This is a genomic window from Pseudomonas sp. MT92, from assembly GCF_058792515.1.
In genome coordinates, this window is sequence record NZ_JBXAFA010000012.1 from 37,431 (window position 1) to 53,498 (window position 16,068).

A 16,068-nucleotide genomic window follows, 5' to 3' on the forward strand; every position below is an offset into this window, starting at 1 on the left:
TTTCCATGCGCAGACGTATTACTCCGTTATTCAACGGTTTGTTCTGGGCCATTTTGATGGGTGGCATGCCGTTGACGGCAGCCATCGCGGCAAGCGGAAACTGCGCCGCGCTGGGCCCGTTACCCGCCACCGTGGAAATCGGCGAAGGGCAGCAACAGGAGCTGCAATCGCCCGTCCCCATCACGCGCCTGGCCGTGGGGGACCCGAAGATCGCCGACGTTCGGGTCAATGGCAACCAGGCGTTCCTGCTCACCGGGATGGCCCCTGGCACCACCAGCCTGATGGTCTGGACCGCCTGCGCCAGTGCACCGCGCCAAAGCATGGTGTTCGTCCAGGGGCGCGCCACTGCGGCCATGACCAGGGCCGCGCGGCTGCCATCGGATGATCCGTCGCTGCCGTCACAGGTGCAGACCGACATCCGTTTCGTCGAAGTCAGCCGGACCAAACTCAAGGAAGCCAGCACCTCGATCTTTGGCAAGAACTCGAACTTCCTGTTCGGCTCCCCTGGCACAGTGCCCAATACCGGGGTGACACCCCGTGTGCTCCCACTGCGCAACATCGATCCGCGCATCGCCGCCCCCAGCATTCCCCTGGCCAACGACGTGTTCAATATTGTCGCCGGTGGCGGCAACTTCCTCGCCATCATCAATGCCATGGAAAGCAGCGGCTTCGCCTACACCCTGGCCCGCCCGAGCCTGGTCGCCCTCAGCGGGCAGAGTGCAAGCTTCCTCGCCGGCGGCGAAATCCCGATCCCGATTCCCAGCGCCAACAGCAACAGCTATTCCATCGAGTACAAGGAGTTCGGCATCCGCCTGACGCTCACGCCAACGGTGGTCAGCAACGATCAGATCGCCCTCAAGGTCGCCCCCGAGGTCAGCGAACTGGACTACAACAATGCCGTGACCATCGGCGGCACCACGGTGCCGGCGTTCACCATTCGCCGCACGGACACCAGCATCTCCCTGGCCGACGGCGAGAGCTTTGTCATCAGCGGTTTGATCAGCACGCAAAACGGCTCGCAGGTCAGCAAGTTTCCGGGCCTGGGTGACATTCCGATTCTCGGCGCGTTTTTCCGCAGTTCTTCGATCAGCCGCGAAGAGCGTGAACTGCTGATGATCGTCACCCCGCATCTGGTCCAGCCGTTGGCCGCCAACGCGCAGCTGCCGTCGTTGCCCGGGGAGAAACTGCGCAACTACGACCCCAACTGGTATCGCCTGTACTTCCTCGAAAACGGCGACTTCGATAAACGCAGCGGGTTATCGCAATGAGCCAGAACCTGAGCCAGACCTTCCTCGCGATCACGCGCAACCACACTGACCTTGAGTGGCTGCAGGGCGCCCTCGCGCCGCTGGGTCAAGTGGTCAGTGCCGGCTCCGGCAGTCTCGACGAACTGCTGGCGCTGGTGGATGTGACCTTCGCCAGCCTGGTGTTCGTCGGCCTCGACCGCGAACACGTGGTGGCCCAATGCGCATTGATCGAGGGCGCCCTGGAAGCCAAGCCGATGCTGGCGATCGTCGCCCTGGGCGACGGCATGGACAACCAGCTCGTACTCAATGCCATGCGCGCAGGGGCGCGGGATTTCGTTTCTTATGGATCGCGCTCCAGTGAAGTCGCCGGGCTGGTACGCCGCCTGAGCAAACGCCTGCCGGCCGTGACACCGAGCACCCAACTGGGTGGCCTGACCGTGCTGTATGGCGTGCAGAGCAACGCCGACGGCGCGCTGCTGGCCAATCACATGGCGCAGGTGGTGCAGAAGAGCGGACAGCAAACCCTCTTGCTCGACCTCGGTCTGCCGCGCGGCGACAGCCTGGCCTTGCTCGGGCTGGAGAGTTCGTTTCACTTCGGCGATGCCTTGCGGCATTTGCGCCGACTCGACGCGACCCTGATCGACAGCGCCTTCACCCGTTGTGGAGTGGGGGTGCGAATCCTCGCCTACGCCAGTCACGATGAGCCGCTGGAGCACACCAGCGCCGCCGAGTTGTACATGCTGCTCAGCGCCCTGCGCCAACACTTCCAGCACATCGTGGTGAACCTCACCGGGCAACCGGACAGCGAAGCCCTGCGCACCTTCGTCAGCCATTGCGACAAGCTGTTGTGGTACACCGACCAGAACGTGCTCGACTGCCGCCGCAACCTCGAAGTGCTCAATCTGTGGCGCGAAAAGGGCATGAAACTCGATCACGCCCGGCTGTTGGTGGATCGCTACTTGCGCGCCGTCGCGCCGGACTCTGATGCCTTGGGCAAAAGCTTCGGCATGGAGGTCATCGCCACCCTCGCCTATAGCCCCGAGGTGCGCCTGAACGCCAAGAATCAGGGCGTGACCCTGTTCGAACTGGCGCCACGGGAAGTCCTTACGCAAAGCCTGCGCACCCTCGGAGAACGCTTGGCCAAGCGTTCCGAAAACCTGGCCAAGCCCAAGTCCTGGTTCAGCCGTTTGAGAGGTGCGCAATGAGCGGCGAAAAACTGTTCGGCGCGACGCAGCGCAGTGTGGCCGGCAACACCGACCATGAAGGCCTGAAACTGGTGCTGCACCGCTACATCATCGATGCGATCGAGGAGTCGGGCAAAAACCTCCTGGAAGGATCGCGGCAGGCGCTGTCGCAATTCGTCATCGACAAGGTGGCCGAATACATCGCGCGCCTGCACCTGGCGATTTCCCGTTATGAGATGGAGCGCCTGGCCGAAGAGATCGTCGACGAGCTCACCGGTTTCGGCCCGCTGGAAGTGTTGTTGCGAGATTCGGCGGTGACCGAAATTCTGGTCAACGGCCCGCACCGGGTGTTCATCGAGCGCGACGGTTTGCTGCACCAGAGTGATTTGCGCTTCATCGATGCGCACCACGTCGAACGCGTTATCCAGCGCATTCTCGCGCCCCTCGGCCGGCGGCTCGATGAGTCGTCGCCGATGGTCGATGCGCGCTTGCCGGACGGCAGCCGGGTCAACGCGATCATTCCGCCGATTGCCCTCGATGGCCCGTGCCTGTCGATCCGCAAGTTCCGCCAGGACATGCTCAACAGCACCGACCTGATGACCATGCAGACCATCGACCAGGCGATCTACGACTTCCTCAAGGAGGCCGTGGGCAAGCGCTGCAACATTCTGATCAGCGGCGGCACCGGCACCGGCAAGACCACGCTGTTGAACATTCTCAGCCAACTGATCAATCCCCAAGAACGGCTGGTGACCATCGAAGACATCGCCGAACTGCAACTGGGCCACCCTCATGTGGTGCGCCTGGAGACCCGTCCGCCGAATGCCGAGGGCCACGGCGAAGTGAAGTCCAGCGACCTGATTCGCAACGCCCTGCGGATGCGCCCGGACCGCATCATCCTCGGCGAGATCCGCGGTGTCGAAGTGGTCGATGTGCTCACCGCCATGAACACCGGCCACGACGGTTCAATGAGCACCGTGCACGCCAACAATGCACAGGATGCGCTGCTGCGCCTGGAAACCCTGGTCGGCCTGACGGGCCGCAGTATCGCCGAACGCACCTTGCGGCAAATGATCTGCGCGGCGCTGGACGTGGTGATCCAGTTGACGCGCTTGCCCGATGGCCGTCGCTGCGTCAGCGAGGTCGTGGAGGTGATCGGCATCCGTGAAGATGTGTATGTGACCAATACGCTGTTCCGCCTCGACCGTCGCAGCGGCTTCGGTTTCATGCGCGAAGCGGTCAACCCTGCCGGTGACAAACTGCGTCGCGAATCGGCGCTCTCTCCCTCGGCGTACTGAAGGTTACAGCATGCTCAAATCGCTGCTGCTCATCCTCGTTTGCCTGGCCTTGCTCGGCCTGTCGGCCCGCCTGCTTTACCGCGGGTTGCGCCAGCCCGGCACCCAGCGCGTGCTGGAGCGCCTGACCCAGGGACAACCCGAACGGGTGGTGCAGAAATCGTCCTGGGTGGCACTGGATCGCGCCTTTTTGCGTGCAGGCCTCGGGCGGCCCACGGAGCGCCTGGGGCTATGGCTGACACTTTGGGGGCTGGCGGTTTTGCTCGGGGTCGCGGCGGGCGGCTGGGCCGGTCTTTTCATTCTGTTGATGCTGCCGCCGCTGTTTCTACACCTGTACATCGGTTGGCGTTATCAACGCCGGCTCAAGCGCATGATCGAGCAATTGCCGTCACTGCTTGACCATGCGGTGCGCAGCCTGAAGTCCGGACGCACCCTGGCCGATGCGGTACTGGGCGCCATCAACGCTGCCGAAGACCCGCTGAAAAACGCCCTGGGCCGGGTGCAACGCAGTGTGCAGTTGGGCGTCAGTCTGCCCGACGCCGCCTCGGACTTTGCCGAGCTGTACGACAAAGACGAACTGCGCCTGTTCGCACTCGGCTTGAAGGTCAACCATCGCTATGGCGGCAACGCCAGCGAGCTGCTGGAAAACCTGATCAAGCTGATCCGCGAACGCGAGCAAGCAGCTCGTCAATTGAGCGCCATGACCGGCGAAACCCGCGTCACGGCGGTGGTCCTGGCCCTGCTGCCGGTCACCGTCGCCGGCTACTTTCTGATCTCCAATCCTAAGTACCTGCTCAGCATGTGGAACGACGGCTCCGGGCAATGGATGCTGGTGAGCGCCCTCCTCTTGCAGGTGTTCGGCTGTCTGGCACTGTGGCGGATGTTGCGTAGCCTATGAACCTGTCCATGTTGCTGAGCTCATTGCTGTTTCTGTTGGCATCGCTGCTGCTGTTGAGCGTCGTGCTGGAACTGCGTCGGCGTGCGCGGCAAGTGGTGCGACGACTGGACGGCAAAGCGCCGAGCGAGCCCCGCTTGAGTCAATGGCTGCTGGCCCTGGGCACCAGTCGGCTGGGTCAGCAGTCGGTCAAACTCGATAACGAAACCCAGACACTGCTCAACTGCCTGGGCTGGCGCACCGCGCGCAAACGCGCCCTGTATGCGGCGTTCCAGGTCGGCGTGCCGGTGCTGGCACTGGCCCTGAGTGTGCTGATTCAAGAGCTGTTTTTTGCGCACGTCACCCATCGCTGGGTCGCGCCGACGTTTGCCACCGGCATGGGCTATCTGCTGCCCAAACGCCTACTGGCGGCGGCCGCGCAGCATCGGAAGAAAAAACTGGCGATCGAGATTTCCACCTTCATTCCGTTGCTGCGCATCCTGTTCGAATCAGGCATGGCCGTGGAGCAATCGCTGCGTGTGTTGAGCAACGACGGCAAACAGCTGATGCCCACGCTCACCCATGAACTGCGCCTGGTGTTGGCCCGGGTCGATTCCGGCCTGGAACTGGGCGATGAACTGAACAAGGCGAGCCGCTTGCTGGCGGTGGATGAGTTCACCGACACCTGCGTGATTCTGCAACAGCTGATCCATCAGGGCGGCGGTGCGATGAAGTCGCTGCTGGCACTCAAGCTGTTGCTCGATGACCGGCGCCTGACGCGCCTGCAGGAATACATTTCCAAGATGTCCGCCAAAATGTCCGTCGTGATGATGCTGTTCCTCTTCCCGGCGTTATTGATCGTACTGGCCGGCCCGGGCCTCACCGCCCTGACCCGGGCCTTTGCTTCTTAGAGGGATCGTGATGAAAGTAGTGATTGCCGGTTTGAGTCTGCTGTTGCTGGGCGGCTGCGCGAGCAACGGCCAGACACCCTGGAACGCCCTGACCGACTCCGCCCGTTGCGGCAAGTTGAGTTCCGAAGAACAGCTGTCGCTGAACCTTGCGGACGACATGGCCAATGACGGCAAGCTGCACGCCAGCCTGGCCAATCTGCAGAACCTGCCGGACAACCTGGCCGATGTGCGCTTGCGCAAGGCCAAGGTCTATCGACTGCTGGGCCGCACCGAAGCCGAGCCGCTGTACCGCAGCCTGCTTGGCGGCTGCAAGGCGGCCGAGGCCGAACACGGCCTGGGTCAACTTGCTGTCGCACGGGGCGACAACGGCCAGGCCCAGTCCCACCTGCAACGGGCGGCACGCCTGGCGCCCACCGACGAAAAAATCCGCAACGACCTCGGTGTGGTGTACCTCAATCAATTGCGTGTCGAAGACGCCCGATTCGAATTCCTGACCGCCCTTGAACTCAAGCAAAACAACACCTTGGCAGGACTGAATCTGGTGACGCTGCTGATCTATCAGGACGACTGGAGCCGCGCCGCCGAACTGGTCAGCCGTCTCGGCCTGAGCCCCGCCCAGGTCACCGAGGCCCAGGCCCGCGCGCAAAGACTCAAGGCGCCAGCCACGTCCGCCCCGACCGTCGCCGCGCAAGTCGCCGTCGCCACCGCACCCGCCCTTCAGTAGGGAGAACCCAGGATGAAACCGACCACCCTCTGCTGCCTCGGCCTGCTGGCCCTGCCCCTCACCAGCCACGCCATCGACCCCGGCCCGAACTCGCCACAACAACAGGAAACCGAAGGCTGGCTGCAATTGCAAAGCAGCAAGAACGCCGCTTCGCAAAAACTGCAAACCGCTACCGCAACCGAACGGGAACTGACGATGCAGCGCTGGTTGAAGACTTATCAGCACGAGATCCCGCAGTTCTTTGATCAGGATGCGGGCGGTAAGGTGGACAGTGGGTCGGGGAATTAGCGTTGGTGGTTTGCGGCCATGGGGTGGACGCAAACCTGTAGGGTCGCCGTAAGGGCGAAGCCATAAGTCGCCATTACCGCGCAAACGGATAGGTACACCATCCAAAAAACCGATGGGCTATTCAGTGCGCGGTCACCCGCTGCCGCAACCCGGAACCGCTCGGCGAAAGCGCCAACGCCAACTGCGTCCGATTATGCATATGGGTCAAGCGCAGCACCTGGGACACATACAGCTTCACCGTGTTCTCGGTGATCCCCAACTCACAGGCAATCTGATAATTGGTCAGCCCCTTGCCCACCAGCCGCGCCACATCCAGTTGCCGGGGCGACAACTGATTGAAAATCGCCGGGATCTCTACCCGATCCGCTTCGCTGACGGCCTCATCGCCCGACTCCCCCGAACCCGACGAAAGCGGAGTCCGGCGAACCTTGTCCAGGTCCTGATACAGGTCCTCGATCGACTCGGACAGGTACTGCAGCTTCTGATCCAGGTGCCCCAGTTGCAGCGCCTTGTGCCGTTCCTGCAAGACCAGTTCCTGCCGCTGCAAGCCTTCGAGCAGCTCCGTCAGATCAATCGGCTTTTGGTAGTAATCGGCAAAACCGGCACGCAATGCCTTGATCACATCCTGCTTGTCCGCATGCCCGGTCAGCATGATCGCCTCGAACGCGCGGTGTTTGCCCGACAGCCGTTGCAGCTCCAGAACCAGTTGAATGCCGTCCAGACCCGGCATGTGCAAATCACAGAGCACCAGGCCGATATCAGGGTCTTCGTTAAACCGCTCAATGGCTTGATGGCTGGACCCGCAGGCAACGGAACGGTAGCCGCGGCTCTCAAGAAATTCGCAGAGTTCTTCAACGATGAATGGCTGATCGTCGACCACAAGGACTTTTACTGCCGAGGTACGCTTGCTCACGTGCAACTCCCTGCCAGGTCAAAGGCTGACCGTACTTCCACTCACAGCTCAGGGCTGTACAACTACTGAATGAAAGTAGTCGCACTTTCCGACTCTGTAAAAAAACGAAACACAGCCAATGTCAGCAACAAGCCCACGAGCAAAAACGGCGCGAAGGGTTGTTTCTTTGACATTCCAGGCTGCAGATAGCGAAGGCGTCCTCTAAGCCTTTGACCGATATGGAGCCAGACGCTTGGCGCCAGCAGCAGCCAGCACACACTGGCCAATCCGGCACCGATGAACACGCCCAGCACATGCCGACCATCGGTCGCCAGACCCAGGGCGGTCATGAGTTTCACATCCCCCGCGCCCAGGCGTCGTAACGCATAACCGGGCAGGGTGAATGCCAGCGCCAACAGGGCTGCCCAGCCGCCCTGCTCTGCGGGTGCTCCTACCCAGGTGGTTCCGCTCCACAGCATCCATGCCAGGGCCAATGCCCCTGCGCCAAGGGTCAAGCCATTGGCGATGTGCCGCTCCCGGGCATCCTGCGCTGCGCATAGCGCCAGCCAGATCAGTAGGACAAAGCTCTGCATCCGGTAAAAAACGTCCGTTTTGGCTGAATGATTCTATGCTGACATTACCTAGTGATGTCAGGGTAGACGCACTCATGAAAACCAGCTTCCCGCGCAAGCAAAAAGGTGCCGCAGCGATTGAGTTCGCCTTGGTCTTCGTCATTTTTTTCGGCGTGTTTTACGCGATTGTCACGTACAGCCTGCCGCTGCTGCTGATGCAGTCGTTCAACCAGTCGACGGCCGAAGCCGTGCGCCGGAGCGTGGCACTGGACCCGAATACTCCCGGTTACGAAGCCCAGTTGAAGTCCACCGCCACGCAGGAACTGACCCGGCAACTGGCGTGGATTCCTGCGGGTCTGAACTTCAACGTTGCCACTGACGCCACCACCACCTATGTCGGCGGAGTCCTGAAGGTGAGCATCAACTACCCCACCAGTAAATTGAATGCAGTCATTCCGTTTCTGAACCTGCCGGGAATAGGTCAAGTGCCTGATCTGCCCGCGACCCTCACCGCCAGTTCGAGCCTGCAATTTTGAGTGCCGGGGATAAACTCTTCGGGCGCTTGCTCAACCGCCATCCGCCTCTGGAGGCCCTGCAAGCGCCGAGCATGCCCGGTGTCGGTTTACAGATGCATCTGGACACCGAAGGTCGCGTGCTGCACCTGACCGGACCGCTGCGACACGTGCTGGCCCAGCAGGTACCCGACGCCCGGGCCCCGCATCTGCTCGACTTTTTGCTCCCGCATTGCGGCCTCGTCGTCGAAGGCTCTCCCGCCGATTGGCAGGGCCAGGCCCTGGACCTGGACTTCTGCACACTCAGTGGTCAAACCCTGCACCTGCGCGGCTGGGTCCAGCCTTTGGCCGATGCCTGGCTGCTGCAGTTGCTGGACATCGGCGACCTGCTACTCGAGCGCCGGCAATCGCGGGTGAGCGAACAATGCCGATTGCTCGCGGTGCAGATCGGCGAGCAATTGCGCCTGTGCAGCCTGACGCGCTTGCCGGAAATGCTCACCGATCAATTGCAATGCCTGGCCCAACGCTTTCACATCCCCTGCATCGCCCTGGCATTGCTCGACGAGCAAGAACAGGGCTGGCAGATTCACCAGCACTTTGCAGGCTTCGATGCGCCACAACTGTGGCACACCGGACAACGGCTGGGGACCGGCCTGGACAGCCTGAACGGCTCCGCACCGCAGCACCTGAACCCTGTCGAACACCCCCGTCTGCAAGTCATCTTTGGCAATGCCGAGGGGTTCGTCGTGCCTTATCACGATGCTCAAGGCGTGGCGGCCTGGTTGCTGTGTGGTTGCTATCCGGTGCAACAACGGGCGCCCGATGTCAGCGAGCGCGATTGGCTGCAGTTTGCCTCAGCGCTCGCCGGTCCCTTGTTGGAACGCTCCCGTGAGCAACGGCATCACCTGCAAATGGAGCGCCTGGAATCGCTGCAGGCTTTGCTGGGCGCCGGCTGGTGGGAAGTGTTCAGCGACAGGGCCGAGGTGCAACTGGCGCCCTCGCTGGCCAGCACCCTGAACCTTGCCAGCGGGCGTTTACCGCTGAACGACTGGCTCGATCAGGTGCATCCCGCTGACCGCGAAGAACTGCGCAGTCGCTTGCAAGACCTGCTGGACGAAGGCACGCCTTTGATGCTGTGCGTGCGTTTCTATCGCCCCGACGCCGCGCTGCCGCCGAGCTGGTATCGCTTGCAAGGCCAGGCCCTGGGTGTCGGCCGCCATCGGCGCCTGGTGGGTTTCATGCTCGACATCAGCGACATCAAAAACCAGGAACAACACGCCGCCGCCGCACACGCACGCCTGGACAATCTGATCGCCAGTTCGCCCGCGGTGATTTACGTGCAGCGTTATGGGGAAGGCGCGCTGCAACCGACGTTCTTCAGCGACAGCCTGCTGCCGCTGCTCGGCTGGACGCTCGCCGATTGCGCCACGACTGCGTTGGTTGAACGGGTCCACCCCGAAGACCGTGATCGTTATTTCGAGCGTACCCGGCAACTGCTGCGTGAAGGCTCGGTGCGCGCCCGCTATCGACTGCGGGACAGTCGTGGCGATTACCATTGGTTGCTCGACGAGGCCAAGCTGCTGCGCGACGACCTGGGTCTGCCGGTGGAAGCCGTGGGCCTGTGGCTGGATGTCACCGAAGCGACCGTGGCGGCCGAACAGGTCAAGCAAAGCGAAGAGCGCTATCGGATTCTGGTGGAAGACTCTCCGGCGATGATCTGCCGATACCGCCCCGACCTGTCCCTGACCTTCGGCAACCGGCCACTGGCGGCGTATCTTGAGTGCACGCCCGAGCAACTGCCAGGGCTGAACCTGGGCAACTGGATGTCGGCGCAACAGCGCGAATCCTTCCTCCAGCGCCTGACCCGTCTGAGCCCGGAGTTCCCGGTCAGCACCGCGGAAATCAACCTGCAATTGCCGGGACGGGAACACGCCTGGTGGGTCTGGTCGGATCGCGGGGTGTTCGATGAGCAGGGCCAGTTGCTGGAGATTCAGGCCGTGGGCCGCGACAACACTGAAGTCCGGCGTTCCCAGCAGCAACTGACCCAAAGCGCAAAAATGGCCACCCTCGGCGAAATGGCCACCGGCCTGGCCCACGAAATCAACCAGCCTCTGAACGTGATGCGCATGGCGATCATCAATGTGCTCAAGCGCCTGGGCAACGGTGACGTGCAGGTCGATTACCTGACCGACAAGCTCAATCGCATCGATGCGCAGGTACAGCGCGCCGCGCGGGTAGTCGATCACATGCGGGTGTTCGGCCGCCGCTCGGAGATCGAGCAACAACCGTTCAATCCGGCCCAGGCCATCGAAGGCACGCTGTCGTTATTGGCCGAAGGCATGCGTGGCAAAGGGGTGGAACTGCGCATCAGCGAAACCGGGTTCGAGGTGCAAGTTCGCGGTTACGTCGATCAGCTTGAACAAGTATTGATCAACCTGATGGTCAACGCCCGGGATGCATTGCTGAGCAAGCGTGAAACCCACCCCGAATTCAAACCGTGGATCGCGGTGTACGCCGAACGTGACCCGCAGTCGGTGCGCCTGTGGGTCGAGGACAACGGCGGCGGCATCGACCCGCGACTGCTGGAACGGATTTTCGAACCGTTCTTCACCACCAAACCGGTCGGGATCGGCACCGGGCTCGGCCTGTCGGTGAGCTACGGCATCGTCGAAAACATGGGGGGCAAACTGAGCGTGCGCAACTCCACCGAGGGTGCGCGGTTTTGTATCGAGTTGCCGGTTGTGCAGGAGGATCAGATCACCAGGTAGGCTTTGCCTTTCTCGCCGCAGGTCAGGTTGAAGCCGACGTCAACTTTGTTGATGTCGATCCCCAGGTTCATCAGCAGGCTGTTCACGATCGGGTCGACCAGCGGCGCCAACAGGCCACTGATGGCCGATGCCAACAGCGCGACGACGTTGGACAGCGTCGACAGCAACGTACTCAACAAACTGCCCAACAGACTGCCAATGGTGGGCGTGTGTTGAATCAGCGTGATCCCGCCGAGCGTGCCCTTCAGACTGCCGACCACACCCGACACCATCACCGGGTGCGTCGGGTCCGCAGACACATTGATCTCATGGGGGTTGGCAAAGGTGTAATTGGGCTCGGTGGTGCCGGCGACCGGGCTGTCGATCATGATTTCGCTGCCGCCACCGCCGAAAGGGGTTCGTGCGCCACACCCTGAGAGATTGCAGGTTTTCGAACCGATATCGACCAGCGTCAGCGGCGACAGGCTTTGAGCCGGCGACGACGATAGCCAGATGGCGTCGTCGATCTGGCCGACCTTGACCTGCACTGCGGAAATGTTGGTGGTGGCGGTGAGGCTTTTGTTGGTCGGGCTGGCGCAGGAATAGTCCGTGACGTAACTGCTGCCCGTGCCGGCTTCAATGCCCAGATCGAGGTTGAGCCCATTGGGCAGTATCTGCAGGTCGGTCTGGGTGCAATTGCCCAGGAGACAACCGGGCGCCAGCAGTGTGTTGACCAGCCCCACCACCGGGCTCAACAGCGAGTTGACCAACTGCAGCACGGCATTGATCACCGACAGGTCCACCGACACCAGGATGCGAACCTGCGCAGTGCGCACGTAGATTCTGTTCACGCCCAGCGGCGCTGCTTTCGCCAGCGCCGGGTCGCCGACCGCCGAGAATTGCGGCGGTTGAATGACCTTGATGCGGGTGGTCACGCCCGCCAGTCCCAATACATTGACTGGCAACACAGCAGTCACCGCGCTGTTCTTGTTGGCCAGTTGAACGAACCCCTGAATCAATTGAAACAACTGCACCGTAGCGTCCAGCCCTGCCGCCTGCGTTCCGGTTTGCAGCTGAAGCAAATCACCCAGTTTGATGGGCGAAGCGCTGGTGGCCGCTACCTGCAAGTTGGCCAACGCGGTGGTGACGGCCGCCGTGGCGCCGTTGAGGTTCACCACGGTGGCCGCAGCCTTGATGAACTGGGTGACGTTGCCTTGCGTGTTCAACAGTGTGGTGTAGTTGCCGGCCGACACGCCCAGTTCGATGGCGAGTTGGTCCATGAATTTGAGCAGGTTGATATCGGTCTTGACCAAGCCATCCCAGCCGCCAACGGTCAGGTTGACATTACCCCCCAGCAGCGTCGAGAACAGCGGATTCAAGAGGCTGGATTGTGAGCTATCGACGCCCAACAGGGTGCTGCGGATGCTCAATTGCGCCAGTGAGATCTTGGGTTCGGCGGCGACGGCCGTGGCGCTGAGCCGGGTCGTGAGGCTGGCCGGCCCACCGGAGAGCAACGCGCCGATACCGGCCGCGACGCTGGTGGCCACCGTGCGGGTGGCGATGACTTGAACGGCAGCGGACTTCTTCGGGTCGGCGCTGAAGGCGCGCAAGTGATCGGCGCCGATCTGCAAGGTGCCGCAACTGACGGTCAGCGTGTTGTCGGCGTTGACGGTAAAACCGTTACGGGTAGCGCTTTGGGTGGCGTAAGCGGTGGCACTCGCCCCGGACAAGCAGTTGCCATCGCGGGTCACCGCCTCCAGTGCGGCGGTGTCTGCTACGCGCTGCAGTTTGCGCTGCTCCAGGTAAAGCCTGCCGCTATCGATCACCAACAGCATGAAACCCAGCGCCAGCGCCAGCGTACCGGCAGCCATCAAACCAATCGCCCCCCGTTGCCGGGCCGGACCGCGAAACTGCAAGCAGGGAGACATCGAGCACTCCTTTGCCGGCGCACTGCCGAGCGCGACCTCCGTTGGTGTGAAGCAGTGTAGACAAGGCGTGGCAAGACTGCTGGCAACTCGCCAGTGCCGTGTTGTATTTATCGTGGGGGATAGTTGGACAGTATCCGGGTGACCGTTTCGCGTATCGCGTCGCTGCGGTCCGAAGGGTTCGGTGTGCGGCTGAGTATCTGCTCGTCACTGCCGCGCCACACCAGTTTGCCGTCCTTGCCATCGAGCAGATCGATCTGGAGAGTGGCGACCTTGTAGGGAACCACGCGGGTTTCGTTGTACATCGGCGCGCCCCAATAGCCGTTCCAGGGATTACCCCAACCGCCGCCATAGTTGGTGCTGATCTGCTGCTGGCGCTCCTCGACAATCAGGTAGGTCTGCACATTCAAATCGCCCTTGGCACCTGCGGCAGCCGGGCGCAGGCCACGCTGATCCAGTTGATCGGCCACCGACTGGCGCACGCGCTGTTCGGTCAGGTCACTCTTGATCCGTGGGTCGTCGGGGCGATATTGCAGGGCGGGCTCTTTCCAGCTCCAGCTGCGATAGGCGGAGAAATCGCGGCTGGCGTCGAAGTCATGATTGACCTGGTTGGCGGCGCAGGCACTGAGCAGCGCGGCCACTGCCAGTAAAACGAAACGGCGGAACATGATGATTCTCCGGTAGAAGGCATGAACCTGCGAAACGCTCCATAACGACAGAAGCTAACTCGGAGGATACGCCGACATTGCCTTTTCCACAGCCTCCCGAATCGCATCGGCCTGTTCCATCTGCGTGCCCTTGCGCAGGGTTTCGGCGCTGGAGCTCCAGACCGGCTGACCGCTTTGTGCGTCGAACATATCGACCTGCACCACCACGACCTGTTCCTGATAAGTGCGGACGATCGGCACCGTGTTGTACATGCCAACGCCGTTGCCATAACCGCCGTGACCGCCGTAGTAGCCGCCGCCGTAATAGCCATAGTCATCCTGGACCTGGCGCAGGCGGGTTTCCAGGCGCAGGTTGGCGCTGACAAACAGGTCCGCCGGGCGATTGTCATGCAGCGGGCGCAAGCCGCGCTGATCGAGGGCATTGCTGACCGCTTCGGCGACCTGCGCCGAGTCGGCCCATGCGCTGCCCGGCGGCAGTTGCCCATTGAGCCAGGCCCAACTGCGGTAGCGACCGTAATCACGTGGCGCAGCCGGGTAAGCGCTGCGATCGAAGGTGTTGGCTGCCTGAGGCGGCGCCGGTGGCAAAGGGTTGGAGGTTGCCACATAGGGATTGCTGCCCTGACAAGCCGCCAACCCCAGACACAGAACTAACAACCCTGAACGACTGCTCATTTCATACTCCGATCAGACCGGCCGACAAATCCAGTGCAAATAACGCCCAAGCCCGGCAAAGCTTGGGTGACGACGATGGGCCAGTTCCATTTCCAGCAAGTCCACCAGCTCGGCGCGGGCCTGGAATTCCACCGGCATATAATCGTGAAAAACCCGCACGCCGCTCTGGGTTTCGACTTGCCACAGACCTTCAAGTTGCGCCGCCAACTCCCGTGGATCAAGGGGCTGTTGCGGGGTCAGGCTTTGCTTCTCGCCCGCCATGTCGTTCTTGCGCATCTTGCGGAAATGGCCCTTGAGCAAGTTGCGGTAGATCAACGCATCACGGTTATAAAAGGCCAGGGAGAGCCAGCCGTCTGCCTTGGTCAGTTGATGCAGCACCGGCAGGATCGCATGGGGTTCGGCCAGCCACTCCAGCACCGCATGACAGAGCACCAGATCGTAAGGTTCGTTGAGTTGGCCGAGCAGATCCTGCCAGGGCGCCTGAATGAACGTTGCCGCTTGCCCGGCCTCGGCGAAACGCTGGCGGGCGCCTTCGAGCATGGGTTCGGCGGGCTCGGCCAGCGTCACCTGGTGGCCGCGTTGTGCCAGCCACAGCGACATGTGGCCGAGGCCTGCGCCAATGTCCAGTACGCGCAGCGGGCGTTCCGGCAAGGTTTCGGCCAGATCCGCCTGCAGCACTGCCAGCCGGATCGCACCTTTGGCGCCGCCGTAGATTTTTTCGGCGAAGCGGGTCGCCAACTGGTCGAAATGACGATCGCTCATCAGCTGAACCTCCGTTCGCTGTCCGCCAGCTTGCTGCGCACCACTTCATTCATGTCCAGACCCAACTCGCTGCACAACAGCAATAGATAGAGGACGATGTCGCCGACTTCCTGCCCGGCATGGGCCAGTTGGTCCGCCGGCAACTGGCGCGACTGGTCTTCGGTCAGCCACTGGAAAATTTCCACCAGCTCGGACATTTCGACGCTCGCGGCCATGGCCAGGTTTTTCGGGCTGTGAAATTGCCGCCAGTCATTGCGGTCACGGATGGCGTGCAGGCGTTCGGTCAGTTCAACAAGGTTCATCGGGCTCTCCTGAAGGCGTATAGCTTCGGGGGGATGGCGGATGAAGGCAAGCGGCAGAGGTGAGTCGTGGTCACCGGATCGTTCCCACAGCGGCAAGACAACCCTCTATGCTTGTGGGGAACCCGGCGCTGCAATCGACAGCCCAAGGCTTAAGTCCGGCAACCCCGCCTTTCATTATCAGGACGCTCATTCCATGCAGGTAGAAGGTTTTTTCGAATGGCTCGGCCAGGCCCTCGGTTCCGTCATCCGTTTCATCGTTGATGGCCTCAGCGGGTTGTTCCAGATGATGAGCCGCGCCAGCAGCAATTTTGTCGAAGGCTTGTCCCGCGCCCTGGGCATGGACACGTCGATCATCAGCATTGCCACGCTGATCCTGGGATTGGTGGTGTTGTGGTCGGCGATCCGCGCGTTCATGAACGCCTCATTCATCATGGGAATCATCTGGTTGATGCTGGGCCTCTGGTTGTTGAGCTGGGTGGTTCACTGACACCCT

The 16,068-nt window shown here is 61.9% G+C and carries 17 protein-coding genes; 10 read left to right on the top strand and 7 right to left on the bottom strand.

The features are described from left to right. The first annotated feature begins 5 nt into the window (after positions 1-5). Genes AC1Q6D_RS21655 through AC1Q6D_RS21685 form a run of 7 tightly spaced genes read left to right on the top strand, consistent with a single transcriptional unit; the run spans position 6 to position 6,523 of the window. Positions 6-1,268 (top strand): type II and III secretion system protein family protein, encoded by a 1,263-nt coding sequence (locus AC1Q6D_RS21655; protein ID WP_103403242.1) that lies wholly within the window; start codon positions 6-8, stop codon positions 1,266-1,268. Beyond that, on the top strand, positions 1,265-2,452 hold the full coding sequence (locus AC1Q6D_RS21660; protein ID WP_103403243.1) for a CpaE/TadZ family protein: 1,188 nt from the start codon (positions 1,265-1,267) through the stop codon (positions 2,450-2,452). Before AC1Q6D_RS21655 ends, AC1Q6D_RS21660 begins: the two co-directional genes overlap by 4 nt. Then, a complete protein-coding gene (locus AC1Q6D_RS21665) occupies positions 2,449-3,729 on the top strand; it encodes a TadA family conjugal transfer-associated ATPase (RefSeq protein WP_103403244.1) in 1,281 nt (426 codons plus the stop codon). The genes AC1Q6D_RS21660 and AC1Q6D_RS21665 overlap by 4 nt, the downstream gene beginning before the upstream one ends. Before the next feature lie 10 nt (positions 3,730-3,739). Further along, positions 3,740-4,624: a type II secretion system F family protein gene (locus AC1Q6D_RS21670; RefSeq protein WP_103403245.1), complete on the top strand. Its 885-nt coding sequence runs from the start codon at positions 3,740-3,742 to the stop codon at positions 4,622-4,624. Positions 4,625-4,632: 8 nt separating this feature from the next. Then, the gene (locus AC1Q6D_RS21675; protein WP_371919883.1) at positions 4,633-5,511 is read left to right on the top strand and encodes a type II secretion system F family protein; all 879 of its coding nucleotides are present in this window, start codon (positions 4,633-4,635) and stop codon (positions 5,509-5,511) included. Positions 5,512-5,521: 10 nt separating this feature from the next. Then, a complete protein-coding gene (locus tag AC1Q6D_RS21680) occupies positions 5,522-6,235 on the top strand; it encodes a tetratricopeptide repeat protein (protein ID WP_103403247.1) in 714 nt (237 codons plus the stop codon). A 12-nt stretch (positions 6,236-6,247) separates the two neighbouring features. Next, positions 6,248-6,523: a DUF3613 domain-containing protein gene (locus AC1Q6D_RS21685; RefSeq protein ID WP_103403248.1), complete on the top strand. Its 276-nt coding sequence runs from the start codon at positions 6,248-6,250 to the stop codon at positions 6,521-6,523. A gap of 121 nt (positions 6,524-6,644) precedes the next feature. On the opposite strand, the gene AC1Q6D_RS21690 is transcribed toward AC1Q6D_RS21685, so the two are convergent. Together AC1Q6D_RS21690 and AC1Q6D_RS21695 are read right to left on the bottom strand one after the other, a co-directional pair. Next, a complete protein-coding gene (locus AC1Q6D_RS21690; RefSeq protein ID WP_103403249.1) occupies positions 6,645-7,436 on the bottom strand; it encodes a response regulator transcription factor in 792 nt (263 codons plus the stop codon). 62 nt (positions 7,437-7,498) lie between these two features. Continuing rightward, positions 7,499-8,008 (bottom strand): prepilin peptidase, encoded by a 510-nt coding sequence (locus AC1Q6D_RS21695; RefSeq protein WP_103403250.1) that lies wholly within the window; start codon positions 8,006-8,008, stop codon positions 7,499-7,501. A 74-nt stretch (positions 8,009-8,082) separates the two neighbouring features. Between AC1Q6D_RS21695 and AC1Q6D_RS21700 the strand changes: the two genes are divergently transcribed. Both AC1Q6D_RS21700 and AC1Q6D_RS21705 read left to right on the top strand, forming a co-directional pair. After that, a complete protein-coding gene (locus tag AC1Q6D_RS21700; protein WP_047537036.1) occupies positions 8,083-8,523 on the top strand; it encodes a TadE/TadG family type IV pilus assembly protein in 441 nt (146 codons plus the stop codon). Further along, the gene (locus AC1Q6D_RS21705) at positions 8,520-11,267 is read left to right on the top strand and encodes a PAS domain-containing protein (RefSeq protein WP_103403251.1); all 2,748 of its coding nucleotides are present in this window, start codon (positions 8,520-8,522) and stop codon (positions 11,265-11,267) included. The genes AC1Q6D_RS21700 and AC1Q6D_RS21705 overlap by 4 nt, the downstream gene beginning before the upstream one ends. On the opposite strand, the gene AC1Q6D_RS21710 is transcribed toward AC1Q6D_RS21705, so the two are convergent. From AC1Q6D_RS21710 to AC1Q6D_RS21730, 5 genes are all read right to left on the bottom strand, one after another. Next, positions 11,252-13,174, bottom strand: coding sequence for a pilus assembly protein TadG-related protein (locus AC1Q6D_RS21710; RefSeq protein ID WP_103403252.1), 1,923 nt, complete (start codon positions 13,172-13,174; stop codon positions 11,252-11,254). The two genes, AC1Q6D_RS21705 and AC1Q6D_RS21710, sit on opposite strands and share 16 nt — an antisense overlap. Positions 13,175-13,281: 107 nt before the next feature. Beyond that, positions 13,282-13,839: a DUF4136 domain-containing protein gene (locus tag AC1Q6D_RS21715; protein ID WP_103403253.1), complete on the bottom strand. Its 558-nt coding sequence runs from the start codon at positions 13,837-13,839 to the stop codon at positions 13,282-13,284. Positions 13,840-13,893: 54 nt separating this feature from the next. Next, on the bottom strand, positions 13,894-14,511 hold the full coding sequence (locus tag AC1Q6D_RS21720) for a DUF4136 domain-containing protein (protein ID WP_103403254.1): 618 nt from the start codon (positions 14,509-14,511) through the stop codon (positions 13,894-13,896). 12 nt (positions 14,512-14,523) lie between these two features. Next, the gene (locus AC1Q6D_RS21725) at positions 14,524-15,273 is read right to left on the bottom strand and encodes a methyltransferase domain-containing protein (RefSeq protein ID WP_103403255.1); all 750 of its coding nucleotides are present in this window, start codon (positions 15,271-15,273) and stop codon (positions 14,524-14,526) included. After that, entirely contained in the window at positions 15,273-15,575 is a 303-nt protein-coding gene (locus AC1Q6D_RS21730; protein ID WP_047537017.1) for a MazG-like family protein, read from the bottom strand. Before AC1Q6D_RS21730 ends, AC1Q6D_RS21725 begins: the two co-directional genes overlap by 1 nt. Positions 15,576-15,768: 193 nt before the next feature. On the opposite strand from AC1Q6D_RS21730, the gene AC1Q6D_RS21735 reads away from it, so the two are divergent. Then, positions 15,769-16,062 (top strand): hypothetical protein, encoded by a 294-nt coding sequence (locus AC1Q6D_RS21735; RefSeq protein ID WP_103403256.1) that lies wholly within the window; start codon positions 15,769-15,771, stop codon positions 16,060-16,062. Positions 16,063-16,068: the final 6 nt, after the last annotated feature.

What these genes read in the sequence shown, in the direction of transcription:
- AC1Q6D_RS21660 (WP_103403243.1), top strand. Translation starts at nt 1,265, where the DNA reads ATGAGCCAGAACCTGAGCCAGACCTTCCTCGCGATCACGCGCAACCAC.
- AC1Q6D_RS21695 (WP_103403250.1), bottom strand. Translation starts at nt 8,008, where the DNA reads ATGCAGAGCTTTGTCCTACTGATCTGGCTGGCGCTATGCGCAGCGCAG.
- AC1Q6D_RS21710 (WP_103403252.1), bottom strand. Translation starts at nt 13,174, where the DNA reads ATGTCTCCCTGCTTGCAGTTTCGCGGTCCGGCCCGGCAACGGGGGGCG.
- AC1Q6D_RS21680 (WP_103403247.1), top strand. Translation starts at nt 5,522, where the DNA reads ATGAAAGTAGTGATTGCCGGTTTGAGTCTGCTGTTGCTGGGCGGCTGC.
- AC1Q6D_RS21665 (WP_103403244.1), top strand. Translation starts at nt 2,449, where the DNA reads ATGAGCGGCGAAAAACTGTTCGGCGCGACGCAGCGCAGTGTGGCCGGC.
- AC1Q6D_RS21735 (WP_103403256.1), top strand. Translation starts at nt 15,769, where the DNA reads ATGCAGGTAGAAGGTTTTTTCGAATGGCTCGGCCAGGCCCTCGGTTCC.
- AC1Q6D_RS21655 (WP_103403242.1), top strand. Translation starts at nt 6, where the DNA reads ATGCGCAGACGTATTACTCCGTTATTCAACGGTTTGTTCTGGGCCATT.
- AC1Q6D_RS21720 (WP_103403254.1), bottom strand. Translation starts at nt 14,511, where the DNA reads ATGAGCAGTCGTTCAGGGTTGTTAGTTCTGTGTCTGGGGTTGGCGGCT.
- AC1Q6D_RS21670 (WP_103403245.1), top strand. Translation starts at nt 3,740, where the DNA reads ATGCTCAAATCGCTGCTGCTCATCCTCGTTTGCCTGGCCTTGCTCGGC.
- AC1Q6D_RS21725 (WP_103403255.1), bottom strand. Translation starts at nt 15,273, where the DNA reads ATGAGCGATCGTCATTTCGACCAGTTGGCGACCCGCTTCGCCGAAAAA.
- AC1Q6D_RS21675 (WP_371919883.1), top strand. Translation starts at nt 4,633, where the DNA reads ATGTTGCTGAGCTCATTGCTGTTTCTGTTGGCATCGCTGCTGCTGTTG.
- AC1Q6D_RS21715 (WP_103403253.1), bottom strand. Translation starts at nt 13,839, where the DNA reads ATGTTCCGCCGTTTCGTTTTACTGGCAGTGGCCGCGCTGCTCAGTGCC.
- AC1Q6D_RS21730 (WP_047537017.1), bottom strand. Translation starts at nt 15,575, where the DNA reads ATGAACCTTGTTGAACTGACCGAACGCCTGCACGCCATCCGTGACCGC.
- AC1Q6D_RS21700 (WP_047537036.1), top strand. Translation starts at nt 8,083, where the DNA reads ATGAAAACCAGCTTCCCGCGCAAGCAAAAAGGTGCCGCAGCGATTGAG.
- AC1Q6D_RS21685 (WP_103403248.1), top strand. Translation starts at nt 6,248, where the DNA reads ATGAAACCGACCACCCTCTGCTGCCTCGGCCTGCTGGCCCTGCCCCTC.